Here is a 14,549-nt window from a genome sequence, read left to right as displayed (position 1 = left end):
CAATACGCCCAGTTGATCGCCCGGCGGGTGCGCGAGCAGAGCGTGTATTGCGAGATCGTGCGGCACAACATCACGGCGGCCCGGGTGCAAGAATTGGCGCCGCGCGGATTGATTCTTTCCGGCGGCCCGGCGAGCGTTTATGACAACGGCGCTCCGCATTGCGATCCGGCGATTTTCGAGCTCGGCATTCCCGTGCTCGGAATCTGCTATGGAATGCAGTTGCTTTGCGAAGCATTGGGCGGGCAGGTGGAAAGCGCTCCGGCCCGCGAATATGGCCGGGCCCACGTGCGGATCGTGTCGCACGCCGATTTGTTCGAAGGCATCGCCGACGAGACGGAAGTGTGGATGAGCCATGGCGACCAGGTGGCCCGTGTTTCCGGCGACTTTCTGCCGCTGGCGCAAACGAGCACCTGCCCGATCGCGGCGATCAAGCATCGCAGTTTGCCGATCTACGGGCTGCAGTTTCATCCCGAGGTGACACACACGCCGCGCGGCACGAAAATCCTCGCCAACTTTCTCACGACCGTTTGCGGCTGCAGCGGCGCGTGGCGGCTCAGCGATTTTGCCGACGAGACGATCGATCGCCTGCGCCGGCAGGTGGGCGATCGGCGCGTGATCTGCGGACTGTCGGGCGGGGTGGATTCGTCGGTCGTTGCGGCCCTTTTGTATCGAGCGATCGGACCGCAACTGTCGTGCATCCTGGTCGACAACGGCCTGCTGCGCAAGGATGAGGCCGAATCGGTGATCCGCGAGTTTACGACCCATTTCCGCACCGATCTGCACGTGGTGCAAGCGGAAGACAAGTTCCTCACGGCGCTCGACGGCATCACCAATCCGCAGGACAAGCGGCTGCGGATCGGGCATGCGTTTATCGAATGCTTCACCGAAGAGGCGACGCGCATCAAAGGGGCGCATTTCCTGGCCCAAGGAACGCTTTATCCCGACGTGATCGAAAGCGGGGCGGCCGCGGATGGCCCCGCCGCGACGATCAAGCTGCATCACAATGTGGGCGGCCTGCCGGAAAAGCTGGGCTTCGAACTGATCGAGCCGCTCCGCGACCTGTTCAAAGACGAGGTGCGTAAGCTGGGCCTGCAGCTCGGATTGCCGGAGGAGATCGTGTGGCGGCATCCGTTCCCGGGCCCGGGCCTGGCGGTGCGCTGCGTCGGCGAGGTGACGCGGCAGCGGCTGAGCACGCTCCGCGAGGCCGACGCGATCGTGGTCGACGAAATCAAAGCCGCCCGGCTCTATCGGCAAACGGCGCAGGTGTTTGCGGTGCTGTTGCCGGTGCAAAGCGTGGGCGTGATGGGCGACGCGCGAACGTATGAAGACGTGCTAGCGGTGCGGGCGGTCGAAACGGAAGACTTCATGACTGCCGACTGGAGCCATTTGCCCTACGATCTTTTGGGCCGCATCTCGACGCGGATCATCAACGAAGTGAAGGGCGTCAACCGCGTGGTGTACGACATCAGCTCGAAGCCGCCATCGACGATCGAGTGGGAATAGCGCCGTTGGCAATGGTTCGCCGCTTGGTCGGCATTCTACTTAACCACACTTGCCTCGGCCTCGTGCTTGATTGCCTGAGCACGGGCTGCTACCAACCGCCGTAGATAGCCGGTCATGAATAAACGGTCTGCAAGGCGCCCCAGCGGACCGAGCGGCGACTGGAATTCGACCTTGTCGATCATCACTGTTCGGCCATTGCGCTCGACGAATCGGTGGTCGTGGGCAAACGACCGAAACGCGCCGGCGGTCATCACGTCGCGGAAATAAAACGGCCGTTCGAACACGGTGACTTCAACGGTCAATCGCTGCCGGACGCCAAAGTGCCGCGCCTCCCAGGTGACCGACTCCCCCATGCCGATAAGACCTGACGCTCGCCCTGCAATGGCCCTTTCATTCGTGCCCTGCAAAGAGCGCGAGTGAAAATCGATGTCTCGAGCGAGATCGAAGCAGGCGTCGATCGGCGCTGCAACAACCGTCTCATTTTGGAAACCAGCCATAGGCACCTCGCAAGTTGAATCGAACGGTCGGGCTTCGCAGCCGGCTCACTGGGGGAATCCAACGCGGCCGCAGAGTGCTGCATAAACTGATCCCCACTCTTGTGACCGCATTCGCCGGATTTGTGATAACCAACCAAATTGCACGGATGACCGTCGTTGCGCCCCTGCCAACGCTTATCCAAAGTGGGTCTGATCCACCGCGCCGCCGGGGAGGCTGCCGATGCCGGGGGTGCGGGGCATCGACGGGCTGCGCTGCCAGTTGTCGGCACTTTCCTTTGCCGGCACGATCGCGGGCAACGTGAAGAGCAATCGCTCCGCCAGCCCGTTGACGAACGGCTCGTACATGCCGCGCAGGTGCCCGATCTGCGCGTCCACCATTTCGCCCTCGTGCAATTCGATCCCGGCACGGAGCAATTGATCGCGCAATCCTCGCAATTGGTCGGGCGGCAATCGGTCGGCGGCGAGTGGCATGGGCGAAACATTCATCACCAGGCTCAGATCGACGGCCGCATGCCGGGCCATCGCGAACGTCAGTTGGGCTTGATAGGCCTCGCTTCCCTTGATGCCGACGATGAGGAATGAGCAGGTGTCGAGGATTACCGTGAGAGCCGCAAGCCAGGATTGGTTGTAGTGCTGCGAGCGATAGAAGCTCAGCAGCGGATAAGAGAGATGGCTCTCGAGCAGCTCGGCGCACCAGCGTTCCCATTCGGCCAAGAATGGATCGATCGCGCGGATATTGCCCGACTGCGCCAGCCGCAGCAACATTTGCGAAGCGCTCGGCGGCGAACCGGCCCGGGCGTCCAACAGCGCGATCGTCGCCTCGCGGCGCGAAAACGCTTGCGAAAACAGCGGTAGATAACTGATCAGACCGGCAAGGAAACAGAACCCCATGCCGCACTCGGCGACCGCCAGCGTGCGGCCGAAGCCGGCCAACGGGCAAACGTCGCCATAGCCGAGCGTAAAGAAAGTCACGCCGCTCATATACAAATACGTGCCCAGGCTCTCGTTATGTCCCGGCGATTGGAGCGGACTGTGAATCGACCAGTGGAGCAATCCGAACGCGAACACAAGCCCGAGTGCCCATGACGCAAACAAGCCGAGCAACGAGAGCGGGCCGAACCAGCTCAACATGGCCTCGCGCTGTTTTTGGCTTGCAAACAAAGCGGCAAATTTGCGCCAGGCTTGCCAGCTAATCCGGTAGTAGAGCCGAGCATAGCGAAAGCGATGCACGACGCGCCGCGGCACGACGATCGTCTCGAAGCTTTCCACCAGGAGGGCGACGATCAGGCCCACGCTGAGCACGATCCCAAGAATCTCCATGCGGCTCTCCTTCCGGAATGTGGGCAATCGCGCGGCATTCGATCACCGGTTTCGCGGAAAGACTACCACGCCGCGCAGCGAATTGGCGACCCCTATCGACGGCTCACGGTCACCATGGCCGGCGCCGAGAGTCGCGCGAGATTTTCCTTCGTGTGCTAACACTTCCCTCCGGCAACTGGTTATCATTGCCCTTACCGACGAGCCGGCGAGCGTCATGGGGGCGCACCGCAAAGGCTTGTTTCCTTTCCATGGAGATTTTCCGATGCGACGACTTTTGACCGTGGCGCTCGGGCTGGCGATCGTGGCGGCGGCGATGGCGAATGTGGCCCGAGCCGCGGACAATCCGACCGGCACCTGGAAGTGGGAGGTCAAGTTCAACGATCAATCCCACGAAGTGAAGCTCAAGCTGAAACTCGAAGGCGACAAGCTCACCGGAAGCATCGCCGGCCGCAATGGCGACGTGGAAATCCAAGACGGCACCTTCAAAGACGGCGACATCGCGTTCTCGATCACCCGAGAACGCAACGGCAATAAGATGACCTCGAAATTCACCGGCAAGCTCAGCGGCGACACGATCAAGGGCAAGACGGAATTCGAGCGCAATGGCCAAGCCCAAACCCGCGATTGGGAAGCCACGCGCGTGAAGGAATAGGCGCGGTCAGCCGAAGTCTTCGTTCCCCGGCAATGGCTGCCCGCAAGATCGCCGCAAATGGATGGCGCTTTAGCCCCCCTTCAGGGCTAATTCGCGAAACTATCCGCGCTGGGCGATGTTAGTATGGGTAGTGATTGGATGTTTTTGCGGATGCCTTCGCCGGCTTAATGCCGGCGACTTTTACTACCGGGAGCGAAGCATGCGAGTCGGAAATTGCGGTTGGTTGATCGTTGCGGCAGCAGTTGCGTTGGCGCCGTCGGCGGCGGCATACGGGCAGAAATTCGACGAACTTGTCAAACGCGTCCCCGCCGGGGCCAACGCGCTGGTGCTGCTCAATGTCGACCAAATTTTCAATAGCCCCAAGGGCATCCAGCAAAATTGGAAGACCAAACACGAGCAGCGGTATGCCGCCGGGCTGTCGGCCATCCCACCCGACGCCATGCAAGCCATCTTTGCAACGCAGATGGATCTGCAAGAAATGGCTCCGCAGTGGGAGTCGAGCATCATGCGGCTCGACGCCAATGCGGACATGTCGAACTTGGCGACGATGAGCGGCGGAAAGCTGGATACCGTCGGCAGCTACAAGGCAGTCGCCCTGCCCACCGACGCCTATGCGGTGCAGTTCGCTCCCGACTTGGTCGGCGTGATGGCCCCTACCGACCGGCAATCGGTGGGGCGCTGGATTCGCGAAACCGATGCGGCAAAGCGGCCCGATTTGTCGCCGTATTTGACCGAAGCCTATGGCTACGCCAACCAACTGGGTACTCCGATTATCCTGGCCATCGATCTAGAGAACATTCACTCGCCGGATGAGGTGCTGGCGTCGCTGAAGGCGTCCGACAAGTTTGCCGATCAGCCGGCGGCCGAGCTCGAGCGGCTGGCCAAAATGTTCGCCGGAATCCGCGGCCTGACGCTCGGCGTTACGTTCGCCGACAGGCCGTTCGGCAAAGTGAAAGTCGATTTCTCCGACAACGTCGGCATCCCGCCCGAGTTGGCGAAGGTTATGTTGCTGCATGCCTTGTCCAAACGGGGCGCGATGCTCAGCGAACTTCAAGATTGGAAGCCAACCGTGACCGGTCCGCAAATAACGCTCGAAGGCTATCTAACGTCGAGCGGGCTGAAACGCATCTTCAGTTTGTTCGATCGTCCACCGTCGTTCGAGAAAGTGCCGGAAGCGCCGCCGGCTTCCGCCGCGAATCATCCCGAACCGCCGCCGCCGACCGCACTGCCGCCCTTGACGGCGCCGGCCGAAAATCCGGCTTCCACCGGATCGGCGCAATCCTACTTCAACGACGTAGCGGCCGCTCAGGCCTTCTTCAAGCGGATCACCGGCGACATCTCCGATCTTCGATCCGGCAGTGGCGACGCGACCACGCTCGGCGGCACCGCCCTTTGGTATGATTCCTACGCTCGCCGGATCGACGAATTGCCCGTGCTGGGCATCGATCCCGAATTGGTTGCTTATGCGCAGCGGACGGCCGACGCGCTCCGCCAAGCAAGCAGCGTGGTTCGCGGCGTCGACGTTCAAATGTTGGCCCGCGAGGCTAGCCCGCGGCGCGTCTACGTGACGCAAACCCAGGGCTTGGCCTACAAATACTCCTATGGCTGGCATGGCCGCAATGGAACCGGCCGCCACGACCGCCCGTACGTCACCAACAACTACACCGTGGTGAACAGGAGCAAACCAGGCATCCGCCACGAGGAAACGGCCAAAGCCGGAGCGTCGGCCAGCCAAATCATGCAGCAGATCGACGAGGACACTGCCGCCACCCGGCAGAAGCTGTCGCTCAAGTACAAAGTGAACTTCTGATCCCATGGCGCCCGGTGTTTTTGTGAATTTGCCGGGGGCATCGGGCGGTTGATAAGGTGTACGGCCCGCGACGAATTTTCCGCCGATCGCGCGCCGTCCGCGCCGACTGATCTATTGGAGGCGGTGTCCACCGGAACCCGCCACGCGGCATTTTCCGGACATTTCATGTCCAAATCCTTGCCAATTTGTCGGCTACCGGAATAATCGGTGACTAAGGGGACAGGGGGATTCTGACCACGCTGAGCCAGTAGCGTAGGGAGCACGATCGCCGGCAACGGCGAACGTGAAAGTCAGAGCCCCAAAAACACCAAGCGTTTTGCGCGGAATTGCGGCGGTGTCAGCCGACCGCACTCGAAGGGATTTGTCGATCCGGGCCTGATGGCATTCGGCCGCAGCCGCCCAAGACGACCCGCGAAGCGATTGGATCATGCCGGGCAAGCTACAAATCCAGGATCCCCACTCGGGAAGACAGCCATGCTGCGGAAGCGGAACTCACGCAAAAACTCGACCAAGAACGCCCGAACCGCCCAACGCCTGAATCTCGAATCGCTCGAAGCTCGGCAGATGCTGTCTGCGAGCGGATTCACGCCAGACTACATCAAATTTTTGGCGACAACGAAGGCCGCCTCAAGCTCGACCAATAGCGGCTACACGCCGGCCGAGATTCGCACGGCTTACGGTTTCAGCAGCACGGCATCGTTCGGCTCCGCCGCGGCCAATGGCGCCGGCGAAACGATCGCCATCATCGATGCCTACAACGATCCAAACATCGCCTCGGATCTGGCCACCTTCGACAGCGCTTATGGAATCGCCGCGCCCCCCAGCTTCAAGGTCGTGAACGAGAGCGGCGGTTCGACGTTGCCGAGCACCGACTCCAGCGCCGGCTGGGAGGTCGAAGAATCGCTCGACGTCGAATGGGCGCATGCCATCGCTCCGGGCGCGAATATCATTCTGGTCGAGGCCAGTAGCGATTCGGATACCAATCTATTCGCCGCGGTCAACTATGCCCGCAACCTGAGCAGCGTGTCGGTGATTTCGATGAGCTGGGGGAGCGACGACAGCACTGCCGACACGGCCAACGATCAGGCCCTCAGTTCGGAATATCTGGTTACGCCCAGCGGTCATCAGGGAATCACATTCGTCGCATCGACGGGCGACGAAGGCGTGGCGAATTTCCCGGCCGAGTCGCCCAATGTGCTGGCCGTCGGCGGCACCGACGTGTATTTGAATTCCAACAACACGATCAGCAGCGAAACGGCCTGGGAGCCGCAAACTTCCGATGGAACGACCTATAGCGGCGGCGGCGGGGTGAGCAAAGAATTCTCCGGCCGCGATGTGCCCGATGTTTCGTACGATGCGGGCGTCGGATACGCCGTTTACGACTCGTTCGACGGCACCGGCGGATGGATCGATGTCGGTGGCACGAGCGCCGGCGCCCCGCAATGGGCCGCTTTGATTGCCATCGCCGATCAAGGCCGCGCCGCAGCGAGCTTGGGAACGCTCAACGGGGCGTCGCAAACACTGGCCGCCCTCTATGCCGCTCCGGCCGCCGATTTCCACGACATCACCGTCGGCAGCACACAGTACGAATCGGCTGGCCCCGGCTACGACCTGGCCACGGGCATCGGCACTCCCGCCGCAAATCTGCTGATTCCGTATCTGGCCGGCTACGGCGCCTCGACTTCGACTGGCGGCGGCACGGTTTCCGCGCCCGTTTCCCCAGCGACCTATTCCGCGACCGCAATCTCGAGCAGCCAGATCAATTTGAGCTGGTCGTTGTCGAGCGGCGCGACGGGCTACACGATCTACGAGTTTGAAGGAACTGCCACCAATCAAACCGCAAGCAGTCCAAACGTGGTAGACGTCGGTACGGTCGGCTCTTCGACGGCATCGTATTCCGTCACCGGCTTGGCCGCCAAGACGAAGTATGCATTCGAAATCGTGGCAAGCAACACGGCCGGCTCTGGCACGACCCCTTGGTTCAACACGACCACGCAAGCTGCCGCCGTCGCGATCGCGGCACCGACGAATGCCGCAGCCATCGCCACCTCCAGCACGACCGCCACACTATCTTGGAGCGCCTCGGCCGGCGCCACCGGATATCTGATTTATGAAAAGAACGGCAGCAGCGTGACGGAACTTGGAAGCTCTGGAACCACGTCGGTCAGCATCAGCGGCCTGACGCCGGGCGCTACTGAATCGTTCTACGTCGTTGCCTACAACGCGACCTCCACAAGCGCGGCGAGCAATGTCGCGAGTGTCACGATGCCAAAGACCGTGGCTCTGGCCGCGCCGACAAAAGTGACCGCCACGGCAACTTCGTCCACGGCAGGCACGCTCTCTTGGACCGATTCGCCGGGCGCGACCGAATATGCGATTTATTATTGGAACGGCCGGCAAGCGGTTTATTTGGGCGCAGTGAGCGGCAGCACAAGCTCGGCGACGATTTCCGGCATGTCGGCCGGAACGACCTACCAGTTTGAGGTGGTGGCGGAGAACAGCACTAGCTCGGCCGCGTCGGGTTGGATCAGCCTCACGACGCCGTCTAGCACGCCCTCGAAGTCGGCTCTCGAATATGTGCTTGCCGAATCCGAGACAAGCCAAACGCGATGGGTCGTATAGTAACTGGCCGCCATATCGGCCGGTAAGCTTCGTCTGCCAAATCGAATGCCAACCCGGTCGGAAGACCCGCCGACCGGCACACTGGCCCGAAGCGTTAGCGAGGACGAACCGCCACAAGGCTGTCCATTTGCCGATTTGCACACGCCCTCGATTCCGCAGATCCGCGAAAGCCGCATCGAAGAGAAATTAACGTCTGTCATCGGCGTCCCTCGCTGACGCTTCGGGCTAGTGTTTCTGAGGCAATGCCTGGTCTTTGACGAAGCGCCGTCCTTAAATCGTGGACCGCCCGGGTGCTTTTGCACAATGTTTTCTGCATCTCGGCGGCGGATGGCTCGCTCGGGATTTGTGCGCGAGAATTTTGCTTACCCGCGCATCGCGGCTTGCATTGCAAACGGGCAGACGCGCCGAACGCCCCAACGCTTGCAATTATATTCTGTCGGTGATGAATTGATGTAAGCTCTTTTCCTTAACGGGCTTCGTGGTCGATGCGATCGTGCTTGCAATTGGCTGGCACAGAGATTGCAATGCCACAGCGTCCAATGGCGGTTCTTCAAGGCGCGGTCACCAACGGTGAAGAAGAGCGGCCAAACAATCTCTCTTACGAGGTGAATCGGATCTTTAGCGGACTTCGGCGATGGTTGCGAATACAGTGATGTTGCACACGAAGTGCGACACTGCCATTTCGAATCGAACATCGTTGGGGGCCGATCTCTGTAGGGCGTGCGGGCGTGTCGCAGGTTGCTGACGAGAGGCTTCTGGGCGCTGTCTCGCTGGGTCGGTGGGTGGGATCATCAGGCCCGAAGCAACCTGCGGCACGCCGCTTTTTTTCCGGTCCGCGCCATGGGCGCCGGATGCGCACCCCGGGGGGCGGACCGGAACAAAAATCCCCTCACACGAGCTTCGGTCCCTGCCGGGACCAGAAGGATGCCCCAACGGCTTGGGTAGGCGCTCCGCCTAGCCTGCCCAGGCCGGGGCATTCTTTTTTTCCAAGGCTACAGGCTTGAGGCTGTAGGCTGCAGGACGAAGAACCTGGGATCATCGGAGGTTGCGAGGTCGAGGCCGAGGAATTAGCCCTGTAGGCCCAAGCCTGTAGTCGTAGCCTTGGCCTCTTGAGCGGCGCGCTGGGCTCGACTACGATCAAGGCAACGCAAGGCCCCGAGCGATCGTTCGATGAAACTCATTATTGCCATCATTCAGCCCAGCCGGCTCGAAGCCGTCAAGGCCGCTCTCACCGAAGTCGAAGTCTTTCGGCTTACGATCATGGATGTGCAAGGCTTCGGCCGGCAGCGAGGGCACACCGAAGTGTATCGCGGCCACGAAATTGCCGTGAACCTGCTGCGGAAAGTGCAACTGCAAATCGCCGTCAACGAAGAATTCGTCGAACCGACGATCAACGCCATCATCCGCGGCGGCCGCACCGGCAAATCCGGCGATATCGGCGACGGCAAAATCTTTGTCCTGCCGCTGGAAGATTGCATCCGCATCCGCACCGGCGAACGCGGCGGCGAAGCAATTTAAGGCCGGATTGTTCATCATGCCACACTAGGCGCGAAGCGTAAGCGAGGACGCGCTCTCTTGCGGGTCGTCCCTCAACACTGGCCCGAAGCGTAAGCGAGGACGCGCTCTCTTGCGGGTTGCCCTCACGAACGCATTGATCCAATGTGCATGCGCGTGGCCGCCTGCAGCGAGACGATGCCGCCGTAGCGGCGCTCCCTCGCTAACGCTTCGGGTTAGTGTTGCTGGATTCGCCTCGCAGTGCGGCCGACGCCCCATCAATCTGCGACGCGTTTGCCGAAGCGCGTTTGCAGACGCTCGACGGCGGCGTTCACTTCCGCAACCGTGCGATCGCGCGGCAAGCGTCCGCATTCGGAAAGAAGTTGCGCGAGATCGGCAAGCGTTCGCCGCGACAAGCCCGCGTGGTAGACGAGCATCAGCCGTCGTTCGACAATGTCGTCGAGCGTGGTGGCCCATTCGTTTTGGATCACCCAGCGGACGAATGCCCGCGGCATCGGCGTGCCTGCGACAAATTTCGGCGCGGCCTCGTCGGCACATCCGGCTTCGGTCAACACCGCATCCGTGCGCGTGCCGAGGAGCAACCAAACCGCTTCGATCGCCTCGTGCGGCATGCGAAATTTTTCGGCCAGTCGATTTTTCTCATGTGCCGCCGCCGCGGCATCGGCCGGATAAGCTTCGCCGCCGGGAAGCGGTCGATCGCGAGAATTCCGCGAGTGCGGCAGGCCGAGCCGGGCCAGAATCGTCGCCGCCGTTTCCTCGGCCAGCGAACGGCAGGTGGTCAACTTGCCGCCGATGATGGAAAAAAACGGCACGGCACAATTCGGGTTCGCCTGCAAAATGTGCCGCCGAGTTACGGCGGCCGGCGTTTCCGGCCCGCAATACGGCAGCGGCCGAACGCCGCAGTAGTGCATTTCAAGATCTTTCTCCGAGAGCCGCAGGTCGGCGAACAAAGCGCTCACGGCGTCCAACAGGTATCGTAATTCCTCGGGCGACGCGATTGCGGCGGCCGGATCGTCGTCGTAGATCAAATCGGTCGTGCCCACCAGTGTGCCATTGCCGATCGGGAGCACGAAGATCGGCCGGCCATCGGTGGCTTCCGCGTAAATCCCGCGTCCGGCAAGGCGATCGCGGAGTGCTGGATCGTAGGTCACGAAATGACTTCCCTTGGTGCCGCCGATCAGCCGCTGCGAAGGAATCTTGAGTGCGGCCAGTGTGCGATCCACCCACGCACCGGTGGCATTGATGATCGCCGCGGGCGCGAAGGAAAAGGCAGATTCGCCGGTTGATCGGCCGATTTGATCGAGCGGCGCGACGTGTGCAATTTGGCCATCGAGCGTCGCGCGATGATAGGTGAACAAGCGAAATGGCATGCCGGCCTGCCGGGAAAGACGGCGCGCGTCTTCCAACAGCGCCAACGCAAACCGTTCGGGGTAAATCGCCTGCGCATCGGAGTAGGCATACATCCAGCGGTATTTCTTGGGGTCGACTGCCACGGCGCCGGCCGAGTTGGCCTTGAATAATTTGCGGCGCGGCAACGACGGGTCGTGTGCATAGGCGTCGTAGAGCGACAGCCCGATGCGAACCGCCCACAATCCGCGGGCGGCGCCGGTCGGTCGCGCCCCGACGTTCAGCCCGATGAATCGCCGAGCTGCGCTCGTGAGTCCGCCGATGCGATTGCTGAGTGGAATAAAGAGCCGAAGCGGTCGAACGAATTGCGGGGCCAGCCTCAACAGCCGCGTTCGTTCGGCAAGCGACTCGCGCACCAGGGCGAATTCCCGGTGCTCCAGGTACCGCAATCCGCCGTGAATCAGCCGTGAAGATGCGGCCGTGGCGCCGGATGCCACGTCGCGTTCGTCGACGATGACGACCCCCAGGCCATTCAGCGCCAATTCGCGCGCGAGCGCTGCGCCGTTGATCCCGGCGCCCAAAATCAACACGGGGTAGGGGGCCGGCATGGGAGGTCCTTTTGCAGTATCCCGCAACGAAGCCCAGGGAAGGCCAGGAGGGCGTTTTCCAGTTTCCCGCAACGACCGGAAGCCCAGGGAAGGCCAGGAGGGCGTTTTCCAGTTTCCCGCAACGACCGGAAGCCCAGGGAAGGCCAGGAGGGCGTTTTCCAGATGGCAGACGCGGCCCGGGCCTTCCCTGGGCTTGGCGCGAAATTGATCGCGGGTTAGCGCAGCATGTGGCACAATAGCGCGGGGCGGTTGGTGGTTATCCGCCGCACTCCCTCGGCGATCAGCCGTCGCGCTTCGGGCTCTTCATCCACGGTCCAAACGCATAAGTCCAAGCCGGCACTGCGAATCCGCCCGATCAATTCGCGATCCATCGCTCGGGCCGCCATCAGGTCCAGCCCGGTCAATTCGTGGCGGACCGCTTCGGCAAGACATTCGTCGGCGTCGGGATACCAAACGCCAGTGTGCGGATCCTGCAAGAACTCGACCACCAAATACGTCGGCGAAACGGGCAAGAGTTGTCTCGCCGCCACCAACACGCGGGCCGAAAAGCAAATCAGCACGATCCGCTCTTGAGGCCAATCGCTGGCCGACGCCACGCGGGCCAATTCGCCCGAGATCTCGGGACCGCTCTTGATTTCGACGTAAAACCGTGCGGCGGGCGGATGCGGTATCGACAGCAATTCTTCGAGCGTGGCAATTCGCTCGCCCGACCATCGAGGCGCCTTCCAACCGCCGATATCGAGATGGCGCAGTTCGTCGAGCGAATGGTCGGAGATATGCCAATCCACTCCGGCGATGCGCTGGAGCGAATCGTCGTGCGATGCGACGATCCGGCCGTCGCGCGTCAGACGGAAATCGGCTTCAACGGCGTCGGCCCCGTGCCGCCAAGCCAGCTCCACGGCGCTGCGCGAATTTTCCGGAGCATCGCACGATGCCCCGCGATGGGCGATGATTTCCAACCCGTCGCACATTGGCACGGCCCCTTGGTGCGGGCTCAGTGGTCGGCTCCGGTTGTCGGGCACCGACCGTTACGGGGTCGCTCCGGCGCCTGCTGCTGCGGCGGCGCCCGGTTGACGCGGGCGGAACGAATCTTGGAAGGCGTTGTTCTGGGCTCCCTTGATCGTGCCGCGCGGCGTTACGCCTGCGGCGCCCGGGCCAACGCCGGCCGGCGGCACATAGCCCATCATCGTCAGAAATTTGTTCAAGCCGATCTTTTCGACATGCAACCGATCCGCTTCGGTCATCAAGGTGTTGTCGGGCTGCAGCCGGGCGGCCCCTTCCGTCGTTTCGACTTTCGGATCGCCGAGGATCAGATAACGCGTGTTGATGTTGACGGCGCCCTTCACGCGGGCCGAGAGCTTGCCGTCGCTGTCTTTGTAGTCTTCAACATAGGCATCCACGATGCCGCCGGTCGACTCGATCATTTCGCGCAGCTTTTGGGTCTGATCGGTGCCGCTGCCGTTCAGATCGATCACGCCGCCGATCGCATAATGCGGATGCTGCCCCGGCGCCCATTCGATCGTGTGCACCAGGTCGCCGGGCAGAAGCGGATCGTTGATCGCGTTTTCGATGATTCGGGCTTCGGAGGTGTGCGGGCCGGTGATATTGGTCACCTCGACGCGCCCCTTGGGCACGACGTTCGTCACATTCGCGGTGCCTTCCGGATAGACGTTGAACGTTGTTTTGCGTTGCAGCACATCCTCAGAACCGAGGTTGAGGAAGACCATGTTGTCGCGCTGATTGACATACACGATCCGGCCGCCGGAGACCACCGGGTTCGGGCGATTGTAGCGATCCAGGGCGAGCTTCAAATTGACGTTGTCTTTCGTCAATTGCGCGATCTGTGCGCCGAGCGCCGCGATTTTTTTCTCGTAGCCGGCCTTCAGTTCGTCGGCCTTCTTGGCGAGCACATTCTTATCGGCCGCCAGCTGATCTTTTTCCTTGTTGAGTGCCGCCACGGCGTCGTTGTATTTCGTCCGCTCTTCGCCGAGCGCTTTGACGGCTTCGTCGCGGGCGGTTGAGATTTCATCGGCATCGGATTTCGCCTTGGCGAGGGCTGCAGCGGATTCGGTTTTCTGCTGCGCCATCGTTTTTTTCGTGGATTCGACGGTGTCGTTCGCCGTCTTGATCGTCGCGACCAGCCCTGTCACCACCTTATCGAACGTCTGCTGATCGGCGGGCAAATTGGCAAAACCCAGCGAGGCATACGACGCGATCTTCGCCTTTTCCGCCGAGATCTCATCCGGAACTGCCGTTGCCGGATCGGCGCCGATAAGCGTCATCAAATCGCCCCGTTCCTTGACGGCTTTGTCCTTATCCGTGATTGCGGCGGTAGTGGCGGCAACCGACGCCTTGTTTTTCTCGACTTGCTCCTGCCAGCGGCTGAAGAAGAGATAGGTGCTGACAACCATGCCGATCGTGAGCGCGACGAACACGATCAACGCGATCTGGAGACCCTGATTTTCCCTGGCTGCCATGGCGATCTTCTCCTATTCTCTTCTCTGTTCTGTTCGCAAGCGGCGGATGCCGATGGTTCCGAGCGAAAGGTTCCCGTCGGCCGAGACTGGTGCGGGACGTGGTAAACTGGCGATTGCCGCGACCGGCCCGAAGCAGCAAACCGGCAAAGCGCAAGATAAGTGGGGCAAAGGACCTTAGGTTCAATGATAAACGGGGGG

Annotated in this window: 11 protein-coding genes; 6 read left to right on the top strand and 5 right to left on the bottom strand. The window is 61.6% G+C overall.

The window, feature by feature from the left end:
* On the top strand, positions 1-1,503 hold a 1,503-nt coding region (guaA, locus tag VHX65_14100), incomplete at its 5' end, for a glutamine-hydrolyzing GMP synthase (protein HEX3999681.1).
* 35 nt (positions 1,504-1,538) lie between these two features.
* On the opposite strand, the gene VHX65_14095 is transcribed toward guaA, so the two are convergent.
* On the bottom strand, positions 1,539-2,000 hold the full coding sequence (locus VHX65_14095) for an SRPBCC family protein (protein ID HEX3999680.1): 462 nt from the start codon (positions 1,998-2,000) through the stop codon (positions 1,539-1,541).
* 174 nt (positions 2,001-2,174) lie between these two features.
* Complete coding sequence (locus tag VHX65_14090) at positions 2,175-3,320, bottom strand: potassium channel family protein (protein ID HEX3999679.1); 1,146 nt, start codon at positions 3,318-3,320, stop codon at positions 2,175-2,177.
* Positions 3,321-3,582: 262 nt separating this feature from the next.
* Between VHX65_14090 and VHX65_14085 the strand changes: the two genes are divergently transcribed.
* From VHX65_14085 to VHX65_14070, 4 genes are all read left to right on the top strand, one after another.
* Positions 3,583-3,972 (top strand): hypothetical protein, encoded by a 390-nt coding sequence (locus VHX65_14085; GenBank protein HEX3999678.1) that lies wholly within the window; start codon positions 3,583-3,585, stop codon positions 3,970-3,972.
* Between the two features lie 199 nt (positions 3,973-4,171).
* Complete coding sequence (locus VHX65_14080) at positions 4,172-5,782, top strand: hypothetical protein (protein ID HEX3999677.1); 1,611 nt, start codon at positions 4,172-4,174, stop codon at positions 5,780-5,782.
* A 474-nt stretch (positions 5,783-6,256) separates the two neighbouring features.
* Entirely contained in the window at positions 6,257-8,404 is a 2,148-nt protein-coding gene (locus tag VHX65_14075; GenBank protein HEX3999676.1) for a fibronectin type III domain-containing protein, read from the top strand.
* A 1,170-nt stretch (positions 8,405-9,574) separates the two neighbouring features.
* The gene (locus VHX65_14070; protein HEX3999675.1) at positions 9,575-9,922 is read left to right on the top strand and encodes a P-II family nitrogen regulator; all 348 of its coding nucleotides are present in this window, start codon (positions 9,575-9,577) and stop codon (positions 9,920-9,922) included.
* 254 nt (positions 9,923-10,176) lie between these two features.
* On the opposite strand, the gene VHX65_14065 is transcribed toward VHX65_14070, so the two are convergent.
* From VHX65_14065 to VHX65_14055, 3 genes are all read right to left on the bottom strand, one after another.
* Positions 10,177-11,874: a glycerol-3-phosphate dehydrogenase/oxidase gene (locus VHX65_14065; protein HEX3999674.1), complete on the bottom strand. Its 1,698-nt coding sequence runs from the start codon at positions 11,872-11,874 to the stop codon at positions 10,177-10,179.
* A 215-nt stretch (positions 11,875-12,089) separates the two neighbouring features.
* Positions 12,090-12,845 carry a glycerophosphodiester phosphodiesterase family protein gene (locus VHX65_14060; protein ID HEX3999673.1) on the bottom strand — a complete coding sequence of 252 codons (756 nt, stop codon included), beginning with the start codon at positions 12,843-12,845 and terminating at the stop codon, positions 12,090-12,092.
* Positions 12,846-12,902: 57 nt separating this feature from the next.
* On the bottom strand, positions 12,903-14,351 hold the full coding sequence (locus VHX65_14055) for a hypothetical protein (protein HEX3999672.1): 1,449 nt from the start codon (positions 14,349-14,351) through the stop codon (positions 12,903-12,905).
* Here VHX65_14055 and VHX65_14050 point away from each other — a divergent pair.
* The gene (locus VHX65_14050; protein HEX3999671.1) at positions 14,350-14,529 is read left to right on the top strand and encodes a hypothetical protein; all 180 of its coding nucleotides are present in this window, start codon (positions 14,350-14,352) and stop codon (positions 14,527-14,529) included. The genes VHX65_14055 and VHX65_14050 overlap by 2 nt on opposite strands.
* The last annotated feature ends 20 nt before the right edge of the window (positions 14,530-14,549 follow it).

Source organism: Pirellulales bacterium, assembly GCA_036267355.1.
GTDB lineage: Bacteria > Planctomycetota > Planctomycetia > Pirellulales > DATAWG01 > DATAWG01.
Note: the sequence above shows the minus strand (reverse complement) of the source record. Positions and strands in the feature narration are given on the sequence as shown.

What these genes read in the sequence shown, in the direction of transcription:
- VHX65_14095 (HEX3999680.1), bottom strand. Translation starts at nt 2,000, where the DNA reads ATGGCTGGTTTCCAAAATGAGACGGTTGTTGCAGCGCCGATCGACGCC.
- VHX65_14090 (HEX3999679.1), bottom strand. Translation starts at nt 3,320, where the DNA reads ATGGAGATTCTTGGGATCGTGCTCAGCGTGGGCCTGATCGTCGCCCTC.
- VHX65_14085 (HEX3999678.1), top strand. Translation starts at nt 3,583, where the DNA reads ATGCGACGACTTTTGACCGTGGCGCTCGGGCTGGCGATCGTGGCGGCG.
- VHX65_14080 (HEX3999677.1), top strand. Translation starts at nt 4,172, where the DNA reads ATGCGAGTCGGAAATTGCGGTTGGTTGATCGTTGCGGCAGCAGTTGCG.
- VHX65_14075 (HEX3999676.1), top strand. Translation starts at nt 6,257, where the DNA reads ATGCTGCGGAAGCGGAACTCACGCAAAAACTCGACCAAGAACGCCCGA.
- VHX65_14070 (HEX3999675.1), top strand. Translation starts at nt 9,575, where the DNA reads ATGAAACTCATTATTGCCATCATTCAGCCCAGCCGGCTCGAAGCCGTC.
- VHX65_14065 (HEX3999674.1), bottom strand. Translation starts at nt 11,874, where the DNA reads ATGCCGGCCCCCTACCCCGTGTTGATTTTGGGCGCCGGGATCAACGGC.
- VHX65_14060 (HEX3999673.1), bottom strand. Translation starts at nt 12,845, where the DNA reads ATGTGCGACGGGTTGGAAATCATCGCCCATCGCGGGGCATCGTGCGAT.
- VHX65_14050 (HEX3999671.1), top strand. Translation starts at nt 14,350, where the DNA reads ATGGCGATCTTCTCCTATTCTCTTCTCTGTTCTGTTCGCAAGCGGCGG.
- VHX65_14055 (HEX3999672.1), bottom strand. Translation starts at nt 14,351, where the DNA reads ATGGCAGCCAGGGAAAATCAGGGTCTCCAGATCGCGTTGATCGTGTTC.